This window comes from Agrococcus sp. TF02-05 (assembly GCF_017565345.1).
GTDB classification, from domain to species: Bacteria; Actinomycetota; Actinomycetes; order Actinomycetales; family Microbacteriaceae; genus Agrococcus; species Agrococcus pavilionensis.
On the sequence record NZ_JAGEKO010000004.1, the window covers coordinates 370,924 to 387,414 of the forward strand.

The 16,491-nt window shown below is 72.8% G+C and carries 17 protein-coding genes; 4 read left to right on the forward strand and 13 right to left on the reverse strand.

Going from position 1 to position 16,491, the window contains the following annotated elements; genetic code table 11:
* Nucleotides 1–87 precede the first annotated feature (87 nt).
* Complete coding sequence (locus JQT67_RS05625; RefSeq protein ID WP_208063863.1) at nt 88–609, forward strand: DUF421 domain-containing protein; 522 nt, start codon at nt 88–90, stop codon at nt 607–609.
* On the opposite strand, the gene JQT67_RS05630 is transcribed toward JQT67_RS05625, so the two are convergent.
* Nucleotides 548–1,573 carry a glycerophosphodiester phosphodiesterase family protein gene (locus JQT67_RS05630; protein WP_208063864.1) on the reverse strand — a complete coding sequence of 342 codons (1,026 nt, stop codon included), beginning with the start codon at nt 1,571–1,573 and terminating at the stop codon, nt 548–550. The two genes, JQT67_RS05625 and JQT67_RS05630, sit on opposite strands and share 62 nt — an antisense overlap.
* 131 nt (nt 1,574–1,704) lie before the next feature.
* Here JQT67_RS05630 and JQT67_RS05635 point away from each other — a divergent pair, with 131 nt between their 5' ends.
* Nucleotides 1,705–2,679: a Bax inhibitor-1/YccA family protein gene (locus JQT67_RS05635; RefSeq protein WP_208063865.1), complete on the forward strand. Its 975-nt coding sequence runs from the start codon at nt 1,705–1,707 to the stop codon at nt 2,677–2,679.
* Nucleotides 2,680–2,828: 149 nt separating this feature from the next.
* Nucleotides 2,829–3,611, forward strand: coding sequence for an acetoin reductase (locus JQT67_RS05640; protein WP_208063866.1), 783 nt, complete (start codon nt 2,829–2,831; stop codon nt 3,609–3,611).
* A gap of 48 nt (nt 3,612–3,659) precedes the next feature.
* Here JQT67_RS05640 and JQT67_RS05645 read toward each other — a convergent pair whose 3' ends face one another.
* The 4 genes from JQT67_RS05645 to JQT67_RS05660 all read right to left on the reverse strand — a co-directional run bounded on the left by JQT67_RS05645 (nt 3,660) and on the right by JQT67_RS05660 (nt 6,947).
* Complete coding sequence (locus tag JQT67_RS05645) at nt 3,660–4,058, reverse strand: VOC family protein (RefSeq protein WP_208063867.1); 399 nt, start codon at nt 4,056–4,058, stop codon at nt 3,660–3,662.
* 76 nt (nt 4,059–4,134) lie between these two features.
* Nucleotides 4,135–5,121 carry a bile acid:sodium symporter family protein gene (locus JQT67_RS05650; protein WP_208063868.1) on the reverse strand — a complete coding sequence of 329 codons (987 nt, stop codon included), beginning with the start codon at nt 5,119–5,121 and terminating at the stop codon, nt 4,135–4,137.
* Between the two features lie 81 nt (nt 5,122–5,202).
* Nucleotides 5,203–5,658 (reverse strand): Fe-S cluster assembly sulfur transfer protein SufU, encoded by a 456-nt coding sequence (gene sufU, locus JQT67_RS05655; protein WP_208063869.1) that lies wholly within the window; start codon nt 5,656–5,658, stop codon nt 5,203–5,205.
* Complete coding sequence (locus JQT67_RS05660) at nt 5,655–6,947, reverse strand: SufS family cysteine desulfurase (protein WP_307864232.1); 1,293 nt, start codon at nt 6,945–6,947, stop codon at nt 5,655–5,657. The genes sufU and JQT67_RS05660 overlap by 4 nt, the downstream gene beginning before the upstream one ends.
* An 80-nt stretch (nt 6,948–7,027) precedes the next feature.
* Between JQT67_RS05660 and JQT67_RS05665 the strand changes: the two genes are divergently transcribed.
* Nucleotides 7,028–7,822: an alpha/beta fold hydrolase gene (locus JQT67_RS05665; RefSeq protein WP_208063870.1), complete on the forward strand. Its 795-nt coding sequence runs from the start codon at nt 7,028–7,030 to the stop codon at nt 7,820–7,822.
* 10 nt (nt 7,823–7,832) lie between these two features.
* On the opposite strand, the gene JQT67_RS05670 is transcribed toward JQT67_RS05665, so the two are convergent.
* The 8 genes from JQT67_RS05670 to JQT67_RS05705 form a co-directional block, all read right to left on the reverse strand.
* The gene (locus JQT67_RS05670) at nt 7,833–9,116 is read right to left on the reverse strand and encodes an RNA polymerase sigma factor (RefSeq protein WP_208063871.1); all 1,284 of its coding nucleotides are present in this window, start codon (nt 9,114–9,116) and stop codon (nt 7,833–7,835) included.
* A complete protein-coding gene (locus JQT67_RS05675) occupies nt 9,113–9,562 on the reverse strand; it encodes a YciI family protein (protein ID WP_021010817.1) in 450 nt (149 codons plus the stop codon). The genes JQT67_RS05670 and JQT67_RS05675 overlap by 4 nt, the downstream gene beginning before the upstream one ends.
* A gap of 42 nt (nt 9,563–9,604) precedes the next feature.
* Nucleotides 9,605–10,309: a hypothetical protein gene (locus JQT67_RS05680; protein WP_208063872.1), complete on the reverse strand. Its 705-nt coding sequence runs from the start codon at nt 10,307–10,309 to the stop codon at nt 9,605–9,607.
* Nucleotides 10,310–10,499: 190 nt separating this feature from the next.
* A complete protein-coding gene (guaA, locus tag JQT67_RS05685; protein ID WP_208063873.1) occupies nt 10,500–12,071 on the reverse strand; it encodes a glutamine-hydrolyzing GMP synthase in 1,572 nt (523 codons plus the stop codon).
* Entirely contained in the window at nt 12,071–12,598 is a 528-nt protein-coding gene (locus JQT67_RS05690) for a DUF3817 domain-containing protein (protein WP_307864233.1), read from the reverse strand. Before JQT67_RS05690 ends, guaA begins: the two co-directional genes overlap by 1 nt.
* Before the next feature lie 10 nt (nt 12,599–12,608).
* A complete protein-coding gene (locus JQT67_RS05695) occupies nt 12,609–13,436 on the reverse strand; it encodes an SURF1 family cytochrome oxidase biogenesis protein (RefSeq protein WP_208063875.1) in 828 nt (275 codons plus the stop codon).
* Nucleotides 13,437–13,501: 65 nt separating this feature from the next.
* On the reverse strand, nt 13,502–15,328 hold the full coding sequence (locus JQT67_RS05700) for a glycerol-3-phosphate dehydrogenase/oxidase (RefSeq protein ID WP_021010822.1): 1,827 nt from the start codon (nt 15,326–15,328) through the stop codon (nt 13,502–13,504).
* Nucleotides 15,329–15,363: 35 nt separating this feature from the next.
* Nucleotides 15,364–16,488 carry a GuaB3 family IMP dehydrogenase-related protein gene (locus JQT67_RS05705; protein ID WP_208063876.1) on the reverse strand — a complete coding sequence of 375 codons (1,125 nt, stop codon included), beginning with the start codon at nt 16,486–16,488 and terminating at the stop codon, nt 15,364–15,366.
* Nucleotides 16,489–16,491 lie beyond the last annotated feature (3 nt).

The window sequence follows — 16,491 nt, forward strand, 5'->3', positions numbered from 1 at the left end:
ACGCATCCCTCGTGGACGGCCGGCCTCTCGGCACGCGCGCACGCGCCGTGGCTAGGGTGACCGCACGATCACGGGGAGGGATGCACGATGCCGGACTGGGGAGAGGTCTTCGGCCTGACGGTGCCGGTGCTCGAGATCGTCGCTCGCGGCTCGGTGATGTTCCTCGCGCTCACGGTGCTGCTGCGCGTCGTCGGCCAGCGCGAGGCCGGCGGCCTCGGCATCACCGACATCCTCATCGTCGTGCTCGTCGCGGATGCCGCCGGCGCGGGCATGCGGGGCGAGGCGGGCTCGATCGGCGACAGCCTCGTGCTCGTCGGCACGATCCTCTTCTGGAGCGTCGCGCTCGACGCGCTGGGCTACCGCTGGCCGGCGCTCGGGCGCCTGCTCAAGGCACGGCCGAAGCCGCTCATCGAGGACGGCCGGCTCAACCGCCGCGCGCTGCGGCGCGAGTTCATGAGCCGCGACGAGGTCGAGTCGCAGCTGCGGCTGCACGGACTCACCGACATCTCGCAGGTCAAGCGGGCGTGGCTCGAGCCCAACGGCATGGTCAGCGTGCTGCCGGTGGAGGGCAAGCCGAGCGAGGAGCCGCCGGAGCGTCCCGCGCGGTGACGCGGCGCCAGAGGTCCGGGTGGTCGACGAAGACAGCCTCGAGCCCGAGCGCCGCGAGCATCCCCCACTCGGTCGTCCAGTCGCCCCACGCCGCGTCGTGCTCGCCGAGCCGGTGCTCGGGCTCGAGGAACGCGTTCTCGGGCCGCAGCGTCCAGGCGATCGTGCCGAGCCCGACCGCGCGCGCCCGCTCGACGAGGTCGCTCGTGCCGAGCCGCTCCCCGTCGCGCTCGAAGAGCACCGACTTCGCGACGCTGATCGCGTCGACGCGGCTCGCGAGCGCCGCGAGCGCCGCGTCCTCGCGCTGCTCGGCGTAGGTGGGAGCGGATGCTTCGCCGCCGGCCACGAGGTCGGCGGCGGTGCCGTCGTGCTCCATGAGGTAGACGAGCCGGGCCTCCACGCCCCGCTCCCGCACCGCGTGCAGCACGCTCTCCTCGAAGGACTCGACCACGAGCGCGCCCGGCGCCTGCCAGCGGGTGCCGCGCACCGCATCCGCCACGAGCTCGTCGAGCGGCAGGCCGAGCGAGGCGTGGTGGGTCGCGTGCTTGAGCTCGGCGACGACGCCGAGGCCGGTCTCGTCGGCGATCTCGAGCAGCTCCTCGAACCGCAGCACGCGGTCGTGCCCGTCGCGCCGCGCGCCCAGCGGGCGCAGGTGCGGCAGCCGCTCGCGAGCGCGGAGCGTCGCGACCTCAGCCCACGTGAAGTCCTCGACGAACCAGCCCTCGAGCTCGACGCCGTCGATCGCCTGCGAGCGCCGACGGTCGGCGAACTCGCCGCGCGCCGCGACGTCGGTCGTCTCGCCCAGCTCGTTGTCGTGCCGCACGACGAGCACGCCGTCGCGCGTCGCGACGAGGTCGGGCTCGACGGCGTCGGCGCCGAGCGCGGCGGCGAGTCGGATCGCGGTCTCGGTGTGCTCGGGCGCCCAGCCGGAGGCGCCGCGGTGGGCGATGAGCGTGGTGGGCCGCATCGCCCCAGGCTATGCGCGCTCCGCCTCGGGCGAACGGGGCCGCAGGCACAGCGAAATGCTGGCTCGCTTCGCTACGCTGAGCGCGACCGCCCCGAGAGGCGGCCGCATTGACTTCGACAGGAGCACCACCCTTGGCAGGCAACCCGGCGTTCAGCAACTCGCCCGCGTTCACCGAGAACTCGCAGCGCGCGGCCCAGGCCATCCCCGGTGGCCCGGCCCCCTACGGCCAGGCCCCCTACGGCCAGGCGCCCTACGGCCAGGCGCCCTACGGGCAGCAGCAGTTCGGCGGCGCGCCCTACGGCCAGCAGCAGCAGTACGGCACGCCGTACGGCCAGCAGCCGATGCCGTCGGCCGACCAGCTGAACCAGCAGTTCAACGCCCCGTCGGCCGGCGCGCTCGAGACCGAGCGCCTCACCTACGACGGCGTCATCACCAAGACGGCGCTGACGCTCGGCGTCACGGCGCTCGGCTTCGTCGTCACGCTCGGCATGCTCTTCCTGACCGGGCCGACGCCGCTCTTCTACGCGCTCACGTGGGGCGGCGCCATCGCCGGCTTCGTGCTCGCGCTGGTCAACATCTTCAAGAAGGAGCCGAGCCCCGCGCTCGTGCTCGCCTACGCCGCGGCGCAGGGCCTCTTCCTCGGCGGCTTCTCGGCGACGGTCGAGTTCGGCATGAACCTGCCGGGCGTGATCTTCCAGGCGCTGCTCGCGACCGCGTGCGTGTTCGGCGTGACCCTCGCCGGCTACGCCTTCCGGTTCTTCCGGACCTCGCCGAAGATGAACAAGATCTTCTTCATCGCGATCATCGGCTACGGCGTCTTCTCGCTCGTGAACTTCGTGCTCATGCTCACGGGCGTCAACCAGGATCCGTGGGGCCTTCGCTCGCAGGAGATCTTCGGCATCCCGCTCGGCGTGCTGCTCGGCGGCCTCGCGGTGCTCCTCGGCGCCTACTCGCTCGTGATGGACTTCGAGGGCATCGAGCTCGGCGTCAAGCGCGGCGTGCACAAGAAGTACGGCTGGTCGGCGGCGTTCGGCCTCGTCATGACGATCATCTGGCTCTACGTCGAGATCCTGCGCATCCTCGCGATCCTGCGCAGCAACAACTAGCGCGGCAGCGCTCCACGACGAAGGCCCCGGCAACCGCCGGGGCCTTCGTCGTGCTGCGGTGCGGGCAAGCCTGGCAATCGCCGCAATGCGCGAGCGGCGGCACCGCCGTAGCGTCGGAGGACACTGACGCAACGAACGGGAGGAACAGCATGGCCATCGACGGGAAGGTCGCCTTCGTCACGGGAGCGGCACAGGGCATCGGTCAGGCGATCGCGGTGCGGCTGGCGCACGACGGGGCGGATGTCGCGCTCCTCGATCTGCGGGAGGACTCGCTCGGCGAGACGAAGGCGCTCGTCGAGGGCGCCGGCCGCCGCGCGATCACCATCGGCGGCGATGTCTCCGACAAGTCGGCGCTCGAGGCGGCAGTGGACCGCGCCGTCGACGAGCTCGGCGGCTTCGACATCATGGTGAACAACGCGGGGATCGCGGGGCCGATCACGCCGGTGCGCGGGATCACCGAGGACGACTTCGATCGCGTCTTCAGCATCAACGTCAAGGGCGTGCTGTTCGGCATCCAGGTGGCTGCCGCCAAGCTCGAGGAGCTCGGGCACGGGGGCAAGATCATCGCGGCGACCTCGATCGCAGCGCACGAGTCGTTCCCGATGCTCGGCCTGTACTCGTCGAGCAAGTTCGCCGTGCGCGCGCTCGTGCAGGCCGCAGCCCAGGAGCTCGCGACGCTCGGCATCACCGTCAACGGCTACTCCCCCGGGATCGTCGGCACCGGCATGTGGGAGGAGATCGACCGCGGCTTCGCCGAGCTCACCGGCGCCGAGATCGGCGCGACCTACAAGAAGTACGTCGAGGGCATCACGCTCGGTCGCGCATCCACCCCGGAGGACGTCGCGCGCTTCGTCTCCTACCTCGCCGGGCCGGACTCCGACTACATGACCGGGCAGACCCCGCTCATCGACGGCGGCATGGTCTACCGCTGACCCGCTCGATCGCCGCGGGGCGCGATGCACGGCGCCCCGCGGCGATCCTCACATCTCGCGGCTCGAGAGCACGCAGAACTCGTTGCCGTCGATGTCGGCGAGCACGGTCCACGACACGTCTGGCCCCTGGCCCACGTCGATGCGCCTCGCGCCGAGCGCCTCGAGCCGCGCGATCTCGGCCTCGCGGTCATCGCTCGAGTGCGGGGCGAGATCCATGTGCAGGCGGTTCTTCGTCGCCTTCTCGTGGTCGACGCGCACGAAGACGAGCCCCGGCGGGAACTGGTGGAAGGTCAGCTTCGCGGCGATCTCCTGGGCCTGCTTCGGGATGACGACCACCTCGTCGTCGGTGTCGTGGATGATCTCCCAGTCGAGCGCCTCGCGCCACCAGGCGCCGAGCCTCCTGGGGTCGGTCGACTCGATCACGTTCGAATACCAGCGCAGCGCCATCGCAGCCCCTCTCGGTCGGTGCTGGGAAGCGTACGCCCCGCCGCCCACGAGGGGTGACGGGGCGCATCCGCTCCGGTCAGCTCGCGACGGGCTGGTCCTCCGCCGCCGCGAGGCGGGCGGCGTCCTTCGGCGGGCGGCGCGACCAGAACGACGCGAGCAGCGAGCCCGAGACGTTGTGCCAGACCGAGAAGATCGCGGCGGGCAGCGCCGACTCGGGCGAGAAGTGGGTGCGCGCGAGGCCCGCGGCGAGGCCGGAGTTCTGCATGCCGACCTCGATCGCGACGGCGCGGCGGGCGCTCTCGTCGAGCCCGACCGCCTTCGCGGCGAGGAAGCCGAGCCCGTAGCCGACGCCGTTGTGCAGGATGACGACGAGCGCGACGAGCAGGCCGACCGACAGGATCGTCGCGGCCGAGCCGGCGACGACGGCGAGCACGACGAGCGTGATACCGATGACCGAGACGAGCGGGAGCCACGGCAGGATCGCCTGCACGACGCGCGGGAGCAGGATGCGCAGCAGCACGCCCGCGATCACGGGCAGCAGCACGATGAAGATGATCGACTGGAACAGGCCCCACGCGTCGACCGGCAGGTAGGAGCCCGCGAGCCACAGCACGAGCAGCGGCGTGAGCACGGGCGCGAGCAGCGTCGACGCGGTCGTCATCGCGACGGAGAGGGCGGTGTCGCCCTTCGCGAGGTAGACCATGACGTTCGAGGCGGTGCCGCCGGGCGCGGAGCCGACGAGCACGACGCCGACGAGCAGCTCGGGCGGGAGCTGGAACGCGAGCGCGAGGCCGATCGCCGCGAGCGGCATGATGACGTACTGCGCGACGACGCCGACGACGAAGGCCTTGGGCTTCTTCGCGATGACGGTGAAGTCGACCGGCTTCAGCGTGAGCCCCATGCCGAGCATGATGATGCCGAGCAGCGTGTTGACCCACGGCCCGATCGGCAGGAACGCCTGCGGGACGACGATCGCGACGGCCGCCGCGGCGAGCACGACGAGCGGGAACCAGGTGCCGGCGACGCGGCCGATCCGCTCGCCGACGGGCGTGGTGCTGGACATGTCAGACCTCCTTGGGGGACATCTCATCCCATCACAGCCGACATGCGGCGCCGGGTCCCGTGACGCCCGGTGACGCCCCGCTCAGCGGGCGTCGAGCTCGTCGAGCGCCTCCTCGAGCGCGACCCACGCGAGCATCGCGCACTTCACCCGCATGGGGAACCTCGCGACGCCCGCGAACGCGACCGCGTCGCCGAGCAGCGCCTCGTCCGGCTCGACCGAGCCGCGCGATCGCAGCAGCTCGCGGAGCGCCTCGATGCGCGATCGCGCGCCTGCAGCCGTGAGCCCGGGCACGTCCTCCGCGAGCACGGAGGCGGAGGCCTGCGAGATCGAGCATCCCTGCCCCTCCCAGCCGACCGCATCCACCGTCTCCCCGTCGAGCCGCACGCGCAGGCGGATCTCGTCGCCGCACGTGGGGTTGCGCAGGAACCGCTCGGCATCGGCGGGCTCGAGCACGCCCTCCCCCGAGCGGCGCTTCGCGTGCTCGAGGATGAGCTCCTGGTAGAGCCCGGCGAGCGGGTCGCGCGGGGCGGCGCTCATCGACCGACCCCGAAGTAGGAGCGCACGGTCGAGAGCACGTCGAGGAAGCGATCGACCTCGGCCGCGGTCGTCGTGAAATAGGTGGATGCGCGGGTCGTCGCCGCGACGCCGAGGCGGCGGTGGAGCGGCTGGGCGCAGTGGTGGCCGACGCGCGCGGCGATGCCGGCGGCGTCGAGCACCTGGCCGACGTCGTGCGCGTGCACGCCGTCGACGATGACGCTCGCGAGGCCCGCGCGCTCGCTGCCCGGTCGTGGCCCGACGAGGCGGACGCCGTCGATCGCGGCAGCGCCGGCGGCGAGCCGCTCGCCGAGCGCGACCTCGTGGCGCTCGATCGCGCGCATGCCGACGGCCTCGAGGTAGTCGACCGCGGCGGCGAGGCCGACGATCGCGCCGACCGGCTGCGTGCCCGCCTCGAAGCGCTGCGGCGCGGGCAGGTAGTCGCGCTCGGTCATCGTCACGGTCGTGATCATCGAGCCGCCCACGCGGGCGGGCGGGAGCGCGGCGCCGAGCGCGCTCGCGAGGTAGAGCACGCCGACGCCACCGGGGCCGAGCATCTTGTGGCTGGAGAACGCCGCGGCGTCGACCCCGAGGGCGTGGAGGTCGACGGGCCGGTGCGGCACCGACTGGCATGCGTCGAGCACCACGAGCGCGCCGACCGCGTGGGCGGCCCGGGCGATCGCCTCGACGGGCGCGATGAGGCCCGTGACGTTCGAGACGTGCGCGAGCGCGACGAGCCGCGTGCGCTCGGTGATCGCGGCGAGCGCGTCCTCGAGCGTCCAGACGCCGTCGTCGTCCACTTCGATCCAGCGCAGCGCCGCGCCGGTCTCGTCGGCGAGCCGCTGCCACGGCAGCAGGTTCGCGTGGTGCTCCGCCTCGGTGACGAGGATCTCGTCTCCCTCGCGGATGCGGAGGGCCGGGTCGGTCGCGCCGGCCCGGTTCGCCTCGGCGAGCGAGAGCGCGACGGTGTTGAGCGCATCCGTCGCGTTCATCGCCCAGGAGATCTCGGTCGGCTTCGCGCCCACGAAGCGCGCGATGCGCTCGCGCGCGAGCTCGTAGTCGTCGGTCGCGAGCGCGGCGAGGGTGTGCGCGCCGCGGTGCACCGCGGCGTTCCGCTGGGTGCGGAACGCCCACTCGGCCTCGAGCACCTGCCGCGGCTGCTGGCTCGTCGCACCGGAGTCGAGGTAGACGAGCGGCACGCCTCCCGGCTGCTCGGCGAGGATCGGGAAGTCGGCGCGCAGCAGCTCGATCCGCTCCTCGCTCAGGGTCGCCTCGGCACTCGTCGTCGTCACCCACCCAGGGTAGTAGCCCTCCCTGTCGGGGCCATATGCGCGGCTGTCGGCCGCGCTCCCCGCGGCGTAGCGTGTCGGCGGTGGAGACGCTGGGCGCCGGGGCCGTCGACATCGCGTTCGAGCGCGTCGGCGAGGGACCGCCGCTCGTGCTCGTGCACGGCGCGGGCGACGACAGCCGCGCGTGGAGCCCGCAGCTCGAGGGCCTCGCGAGCGACTTCACCGTCGTCGCGTGGGACGAGCCCGGGCAGGGCCGCTCCTCCGACGTGCCGGCGGGCTTCGGTCTCGGCGACTACGCCGATCGCCTCGCCGCGCTCATCGAGGCGGTCGCGGGCGAGCCGGCGATCGTCGGCGGCATCTCGTGGGGCGGCACGATCGCGCTCGAGCTGCACCGCAGGCATCCGGACCTCGTGCGAGCCCTCATCCGCGCCGACACGTACGCGGGCTGGCGCGGCTCGCTGCCGACGGCCGAGCTCCGCGAGCGCGTCGGGGCGGCCGCGCGGCAGCTCGATGCCGCCGATTCAGGCGTGCTCGAGCTGCCACCGGGGCTCTTCGCCGGCGATCCGCCGGGAGAGGCCGCCCGGCTCGTGCGCGCGATGGCGGCCGCCGCCCGCCCGGCCACGCTGCGCCAGCAGCTCCGCGCGATGGCCGACGCCGACCTCCGCGATGAGCTGCCCCGCATCGCGGTGCCCACGCTGCTCATCTGGGGCGCGCTCGACGCGCGGTCGCCGCTCCGCGTCGCGGACGAGTTCGCGCGCGCGATCACCGGCGCGCGGCTGGTCGTCCTGCGGTGCTGCGGTCACCTCAGCAACCTCGAGCGACCCGCGGAGTTCACAGCTGCGGTGCGCGAGTTCTGCCTCGCGCTGCCGTCGATGTGACCGGCGGGGCTCAGCGCCCCGCGGCAGCCTTGGCGAGCAGCACGGCGCGCTCGCGCTCGTTCTGCGCTCGGTCGGCGGCGAGCGCGAACGCCTCGCGCGCTTCGTCGACGCGACCGAGGCGGGCGAGCAGCTCACCGCGCACCGACGGCAGCAGGTGCCCGATCGTGAGCGCCTTCTCCCCCGCGAGCGCGTCGACGATCGCGAGCGCCGCCGCCGGCCCCTCGGCCATCGACACCGCGACCGCGCGGTTGAGCGCGACGACCGGTGACGGTGCGAGCCGCTCGAGCGCCTCGTAGGCGTCGACGATCCGCGGCCAGTCGGTCGAGTCGACGTCGGCAGCGGTCGCGTGGCACTCGGCGATCGCCGCCTGCAGGCCGTAGTGGCCGAGGCCCCGACCGAAGCCCTCCGCGCGCCGGAGGGCCGACCGGCCGCGCCGGATCGCGCCGCGATCCCACAGCCCGCGATCCTGGTCGGCCAGCAGGACCGGCTCGCCGCTCGCGTCGACCCTCGCGGGGAAGCGCGCGGCGGTGAGCTCGAGCAGCGCGAGCAGCCCGTGCACCTCCGGCTCCTCCGGCTGCAGCGCGACGAGGGTGCGCGCGAGCCGCAGCGCCTCCTGCGCGGGGCCTGGCCGCATCCAGTCGTCGCCCGCCGTGGCCGCGTGGCCCTCGGTGAAGAGGAGGTAGACGGTCTGCAGCACGGCACCGAGCCGCTCGGCGCGCTCCGCCCGGCCCGGCACCTCGAACGGCACGCGCGCGTCGCCGAGCGCCTGCTTCGCCCGCACGATGCGCTGCTGGATGGTCGACACCGGCACGAGGAAGGCGCGGGCGATCTCACTCGTCTCGAGCCCCGCGACGACGCGGAGCGTGAGGGCGACGCGCGCGGCCGGGCTCAGCACCGGGTGGCACGCGGTGAACACGAGCCCGAGCACATCGTCGTCGATCTCGTCGGGATCCCAGGGCAGCGCATCCGCCGCCTCGTCCTGCTCGCGCTCGAGGTCGTGCGCGATCGCGGCGACCCGGTCGTCGTAGCGCTCCCGGCGCCGCCAGTGGTCGATCGCCTTCCGCTTCGCCACCGCGGTGAGCCACGCGGCGCCGTTGCGGGGCGACCCGCGCTCGGGCCACTGCTCGAGCGCGTCGGCGAGCGCCTCCTGCGCGAGGTCCTCGGCGAGCGCGAAGTCGCCCGTGAAGCGCGTGAGCGTCGCGACGATGCGCGCCGACTCGATGCGCCACACGGCCGCGACGGAGCGCCGAGCGGACTCGACCGCCCGGCGCTCGTCGTCGACGGGGGCGCTCAACCGGCGCTGCCGCCCGGCGTGGTCGCGGCGCGCTTCGCGGCCTGCTCCTCGCGCCAGCCCTCCTCCTTCTGGATCCACTCGTTGTCGGCGGGGAAGTCGTCGGGCCCCTGGACGCGGCGCACCTCGAGCTTGGCGCCCGGTCCGAGCGGGCAGCGCTTGGCCCACTCGGCGGCCTCCTCCTTCGACGACACCTCGAGCATCCAGAAGCCGTTGAAGAGCTCCTTCGTCTCGCCGTAGGGCCCGTCGGTCACGAGCGGCGGGTCGCTGCTGAAGTCGACGACGAACCCCTCGCTCGCGTCGCTCAGGCCCTCGCCGCCGATCATGACGCCGGCCTCCATCATCGCCTCGTTGTACTTCCCCATCCGCTCGATGACCTCTTCGAAGGGGATCTCCTTGTACGCGTCGACCGCTTCGTCGTCCGCACGCATGATGAGCATGTACTGCATGGTCCACTCCTCGTTCCGGTGGGTCGGTCTCGACCCTCTCACTCAGGACGTCGAACGGGAACGGCCTGGATCGACATCGCCGACGATCTGCTTCGGCGCACCCGGCCACGCCGCCGCCGCGAGGTACCAGCCCGCGCCGATCGCGGACGCCGCGACGATGCCGGTCGGCAGCGTGCCGAGGAACGAGATGACCGCGGCGACGAGCAGCAGCGCGAACGCCGGCAGGATCGTGACGAACGCGACCCGGCGCGGGCGGCCGCGGGCGCGCATCCGCAGCCCGGAGCCGGCGAGCACGCCGGCGACGGCCGTCGCGAGCGCCGGGATCATCGCGCTCTCGATCCACATCGCGAGGCGGCTGTCGTCGATGCCCACGTCGGCCGGCTCGTGCGTCGCCGCGTCGAGCAGCAGCACCGCGCACAGGATGAGCGTGGGCAGCACGGCGATGAGCGCGATCCAGCCGAACCGCTCGGCGCGCATCCGCACGCGATCCCACGTGGCGCGGACGATGAGGGCGATGCCTCCGAGCGCGAGCGTCGAGAGCACGAGGCTGCTCGCCCCGGCCGCGAGCAGGGCCGCGTTGCCGTCGCACACCCACTCCTCCGCCTCGAACGCGCACGCGTAGCGCAGCCGCGCCTGCAGCCAGCTGGTGGGCGAGAGCCCGACGAGCACGCTCGCCCCGAACCCGATCGCGAGCGTCCAGAGCGCGACGACCCGGGCCGCCACGTCCCGCCCCCTCGGCTGCACCATGCGCTCATCCTCCTCCCCAGCACCGAGCCGCGCCCAGCACCCGCTCCCCGGCTGCCTACCTCCACCCGCGAGCGCGTCGTGCACGCCGCGGGGTGCGAGTTATGAAGCGGTCCGGGCGCCCCATCGGGGCGTCCGGACCGCTTCATTGTCTGAGCTGAGGAGCGGCGTGCACGACGCGCTCACACCAGCTCTACTCCCATTCGATCGTCCCCGGCGGCTTCGACGTCACGTCGAGCACGACCCGGTTGACCTCTGGCACCTCGTTCGTGATCCGGTTCGAGATGCGCGCGAGCACGTCGTACGGCAGTCGCGTCCAGTCGGCGGTCATCGCGTCCTCGGAGGAGACGGGGCGCAGCACGATCGGGTGGCCGTAAGTGCGGCCGTCGCCCTGCACGCCCACCGAGCGCACGTCGGCGAGCAGCACGACGGGGCACTGCCAGATCTCCTGGTCGAGCCCTGCGGCGGTGAGCTCGGCGCGCGCGATCGCATCGGCCTTGCGGAGCGTGTCGAGGCGCTCCTGCGTGACCTCGCCGATGATGCGGATGCCGAGGCCGGGCCCGGGGAAGGGCTGGCGGCCGACGATCGCCTCCGGCAGGCCGAGCTCGCGGCCGATCGCCCGCACCTCGTCCTTGAACAGCGCGCGCAGCGGCTCGATGAGCTGGAACTGCAGGTCGTCGGGCAGGCCGCCGACGTTGTGGTGGCTCTTGATGTTGGCCGCGCCCGTGCCGCCGCCAGACTCGACGACGTCGGGGTAGAGCGTGCCCTGCACGAGCCAGCGGATGGGCTCGCCCTCGCTCGCGGCCTCGGCGGCGAGGTCGCGCTCGGCCTGCTCGAAGACGCGGATGAACTCGCGGCCGATGATCTTGCGCTTCTGCTCCGGGTCGGTGACGCCCTTGAGCGCCGAGAGGAACCGCTCGCGCGCATCCACCGTCACGAGCCGCACGCCCGTCGAGGCGACGTAGTCCTCCTCGACCTGGCGCCGCTCGTCCTGCCGCAGCAGGCCGTGGTCGACGAAGACGCACACGAGCTGGTCGCCGACCGCCTCGTGCACGAGCGCCGCGGCGACGGCCGAGTCGACGCCGCCCGAGAGCGCGCACAGCACCTTGTCGGAGCCGACCTGCTCGCGGATGCGCGCGACCTGCTCGTCGATGACGTTGCCGGTCTGCCAGTCGCCCGGCAGGCCCGCGATCTCGTGCAGGAACGACGAGAGCACGCGCTGACCGTGCTCGGAGTGCTTGACCTCCGGGTGCCACTGCACGCCGGCCATCTTCCGCTCGCGGTGCTCGAAGGCGGCGACCGGGGTGTCGGCGGTCGACGCGAGGACCGTGAAGCCCTCGGGCGCCTCCGCGACCGAGTCGCCGTGGCTCATCCACACCGTCTGCGCGTCGGGCTGGCCGTGCAGGAGCGTGCCGCCGCCGTCGACGCGCACGCTCGTCGAGCCGTACTCGCGGTTGCCGGTCTTGGCGACCTTGCCGCCGAGCTGTGCGGCCATCACCTGGAAGCCGTAGCAGATGCCGAAGGTCGGCACCCCGAGCTCGAGGATCTCCTCGTCGAGGCGCGGGGCGCCCTCCTCGTAGACGCTCGAGGGGCCGCCGGAGAGCACGATGGCGGCGGGGTCCTTCGCGCGCACCTCCTCGGCGCTGATCGTCGAGGGCACGATCTCGCTGTAGACGTCGGCCTCGCGCACGCGGCGCGCGATGAGCTGCGCGTACTGGGCGCCGAAGTCGATCACGAGCACGGGCCGCTGAGCGGTGTCGGACATCAAGCCTCCGGAGTGGTTGCAGGGGCGGGAGCGGCGGCGTCCCTCGCGGCCCGCTCGGCCTCGAGGCGGGTCACGTCGGCGACCGCGACGTCGTGCATGCGGCGCTCGACGAAGAAGGAGAGGAAGGGCACGACGCCGCCGGCGGCCATCGCGAGCAGGCGCTTGAAGGGCCAGCGCAGCAGGCTCCAGAGGCGGAAGCACGCGAGCAGGTAGACGACGTAGATCCAGCCGTGCACGATGAGGATCGCGAGCGAGATGTTGAAGCCGTCGCCGAGCGAGGTGATCTCGCAGCCCATGCCGCCGGGCACGAAGAGCGAGTACCACTGGCAGCCGTCGCCGGGCACGACGCGCTGCAGCGAGAGCAGGCCGCCCGAGCCGCCGGCGAAGACCTCGACGTGGGTGGGCGAGTACTTCAGCACCATCTCGGCGACGAGCAGCAGCAGGAACATGCCCGTCACCCACGACATCACGCGGTAGAAGCGGATGGCGGAGCGGATCTGCGGCAGCTGTTCGATGGGGCGGGGCACGGCTACCAGCCTATCGGCGGGGCTCGGCGGCTTCGGCGGCCGCAGCCTCTGCATCCTCGATGTCCTCGATCTCGCGCTCGAGCGCATCCTTCACGAGCCGGTACCAGAGGTAGAAGGCGAAGAGCATGAACGCGATCCACTCGATCGCGTAGAAGACGTTGAGCCAGTTGAGCTGCGCGTCGACCTCGGGGCGCACCGAGACGATCGGCTCGGCGCCCTCGACGAGGGCGTCGGATGCGGCTGCCGACGGCTCGTCGAGGATCGCGTACGACGCGTAGACCATGCCGTCGTAGTCGTCCCACTCGTTGACGAGCTCGGCGACGCTCATCGCCTCGCGCGTGCCGCCCTGCACGTCGCCCATCGTGGGCGCCTCCGGCGGCATGAGCCGGCCGACGAGCTCGCCGGTCTCCCCCGCCTCGAGCGACGCGGCGAGCGCCTCGGCAGCGGCGGGGTCGGGCAGCCACGAGAGGGCGACGGCGAGCGACGCGGTGCCGCCGGCCGGCTGCTCGACGAGCACGCGGCCGATGACCCAGCTGCCCTGGTCGCCGTGCTGGTCGCGGCCGACGCGGGTGTCGAAGTCGTCGGTCCAGGTGCCCGAGAAGGCGACCATGCGCCCGCCCGCCTCGCTCGTGAGCGTCGAGCCGGGCTCGGCGACCTGCTCGAGCGGCACCGCGGTCTCGGTGTCGCGCTCGTCGGCCTGCCCCTGCTCGACGGCCCGCTCGATCTGCCACTGGCCGAGCAGCGCGAAGACGCCGGCGACGACGATGCACAGCACGAGCACGCCGATCCACCGCGGTCGCTTCGCGACGTCGGAGAAGGTGGGGAGAGGGGTGCTCACGGCGCGCCCAGTCTACCGGCGCGCCTGCGCCCGCTGGCTGAGCCGCCGCTCCCCCCCTCCGGCGGCTACTCGACGACCGGCGGGGCACCCGCCCCGCGACCGGCGGGCGACGCCTCCTGCGGGCGGGTGCCGACGGTGTCGGCGGTCGGGAGCGCGCTGAGCGGCACGATCTCGGGCGCCTCCGTGCGCGCCCGGTCGGCCGACTCGTCGTCGGGCAGCTCCTGGCTCGCGATCTCCGCGGCGACGCGCTTGTTGTAGGTGTTGATCTCCTTCTCGACGCGCGCGTCGTCCCAGCCGAGCGCATCCGCCATGATCCGCGCGGCCACGGGGGCCGCCGCGACGCCGCGGTCCCACGACTCGATCGAGATGCGGGTGCGGCGGGCAAGCACGTCGTCGAGGTGCAGCGCGCCCTCGTGCGTGCACGCGTAGCGCACCTCCGCACCGATGTAGTCGTCGGCGCCGGGGAGCGGCTCGAGCAGCGACGGGTCCTTGCGGATCATGTCGAGGATCTCGTCGGTCAGCACCCCGTAGCGGTTCAGCAGGTGCTCGACGCGGTGCTTGTGGACGCCGAAGGCGCGCGCGATCTTCGCGCGCTTGTTCCACGCGGCGCGGTAGCCGGTCGCGCCGAGCAGCGGGATCTGGTCGGTGCACGACTCCGGCACCTTGCCGTCCATCGCGCTCACGGCCTCGTCGATCGCGTCCTTCGCCATCACGCGGTAGGTCGTCCACTTGCCGCCCGCGATGAGCACGAGGCCCGGCACGGTGTGCGAGACGTGGTGCTCGCGCGAGATGTTCGCGGTCGAGGTGCCGTCGCCGCCGGCCGCGAGCAGCGGGCGCAGGCCCGCGTAGACGCCCTCGACGTCGGCGCGCGTGAGCTTCGTCGCGAGCACCTTGTTGACGTTGTCGAGGATGTAGTCGATGTCGGCCGCGGTCGCCGCCGGGTGCGCCTTGTCGAGGTTCCAGTCGGTGTCGGTCGTGCCGATGATCCAGTGCCGACCCCACGGGATGACGAACAGCACGCTCTTCGCCGTGCGCAGCAGCAGCCCCATCTCGGAGTGGAAGCGGTCGCGCGGCACGACGAGGTGCACGCCCTTCGACGCGCGCACCTTGAACTCGCCGCGCTCGCCGACCATCGCCTGCGTCTCGCCCGTCCACACGCCGGTCGCGTTGACGACCTGCTTCGCGCGGATCTCGAACTGCTCGCCCGTCTCGTAGTCGTGCGCCTGCACGCCGACGACGCGCTCCCCCACCTTGAGGAAGCCCTCGGCGCGCACCCGGCTCGCGACGTGCGCGCCGTAGAAGGATGCGGTGCGCGCGAGCTCGGCGACGTAGCGCGCGTCGTCGACCTGGGCGTCGTAGTAGGTGAGCCCGCCGACGAAGGCGTTCGGGTCGAGCGAGGGGATCTTCTTGAGCACCTGCTTCTTCGTCAGGTGGCGGTGCAGCGGCACGCCCGGCTTCATGAAGCCCGTGTAGCTGAAGACGTCGTAGAGCGCCATGCCTGCGCCGATGTAGGCGCGCTCGATGAGCGGCGTCTCGAGCGGGTAGAGGAACCGCACGGGCTTCGCCAGGTGCGGCGCGATGCGCTGCAGCAGCAGGCCGCGCTCGATGAGCGCCTCGCGCACGAGCCCGAAGTTGAGCTGCTCGAGGTAGCGGATGCCGCCGTGGATGAGCTTCGACGAGCGGCTCGAGGTGCCCGAGGCGAAGTCGCGGGCCTCGATGAGGCCCACACGAAGGCCGCGCGTGACGGCGTCGAGCGCCGCCCCGGTGCCGACGATGCCGCCGCCGATGACGAGCACGTCGACCTCGCGCTCGCGCATCGAGGCGATCGCGGCGGCACGCTCCTCGGGGCCGAGCTTCCTCGACCGACTGACGCTGTTGGTGGTCTCAGACATGGATCCTCCTCGTTCGCGCCGCCCGGAGCGGCGCGCTAGCGCTGCGGGTTGGCCTCCAGCACCACATCGATCCGCTGGAACTCCTTGAGATCCTTATAGCCGGTGGTCGACATGGCCTTCCTGAGGGCGCCCATGATGTTGGCTGTGCCGTCGGCGACGGGCGACGGCCCGTTGAGCACGACGTCGAGCGGGCCGACGCGGTCGACCTGCACCCGGTTGCCGCGCGGCAGCTTCTGGTTGTGCGCCTCCGGGCCCCAGTGCCAGCCGCGACCCGGTGCATCCGTCGCCCGCGCGAGCGCGGTGCCGAGCATGACGGCGTCGGCGCCGCACGCGAGCGCCTTGACGATCTGCCCCGACGTGCCGAGCGAGCCGTCGGCGATGACGTGCACGTAGCGGCCGCCCGACTCGTCGAGGTAGTCGCGGCGCGCTGCCGCGACGTCGCTCACGGCCGTCGCCATGGGGGCTGCGACACCGAGCACCTTCTCGCTCGTCGAGGCGGCGCCGCCGCCGAAGCCGACGAGCACGCCCGCGGCACCGGTGCGCATGAGGTGCAGCGCCGCCGTGTACGTGACCACGCCGCCCACCACGACCGGCACGTCGAGCTCGTAGATGAAGCGCTTGAGGTTGAGGGGCGCGCCGGCGTCGGCCGAGACGTGCTCGGCCGAGACGGTCGCGCCTCGGATGACCATGAGCTCGACGCCGGCCGCGAGCACCGCCTCGTAGTGCTGCTGCACGGCCTGCGGGCTCAGGCTGCCCGCGACCACGACGCCCGCGTCGCGGATCTGCGCGATGCGGTCGCGGATGAGCTCGGGCTTGATCGGCTCGGCGTAGATCTCGCGCATGCGGCTGGTTGCGAGGTCGGCCGGCAGGCCGGCGATCTCGGCGAGCAGGGGCTCGGGGTCGTCGTAGCGGGTCCAGACGCCCTCGAGGTTGAGCACGCCGAGGCCGCCCGCGCGGCCGAGCGCGATCGCCGTCGCGGGGCTCATGACCGAGTCGGTCGGCGCGCCGAGCACCGGGACCTCGAAGCGGAACGCGTCGATCTGCCATTGGAGCGAGACGAGGTCGCTGTCGCGCGTGCGGCGCGACGGCACGATGCTGATGTCGTCGAAGCCGTAGCCCATGCGGGCGCGCTTGCTGCGGCCGATCTCGATCTCCGTCACGAC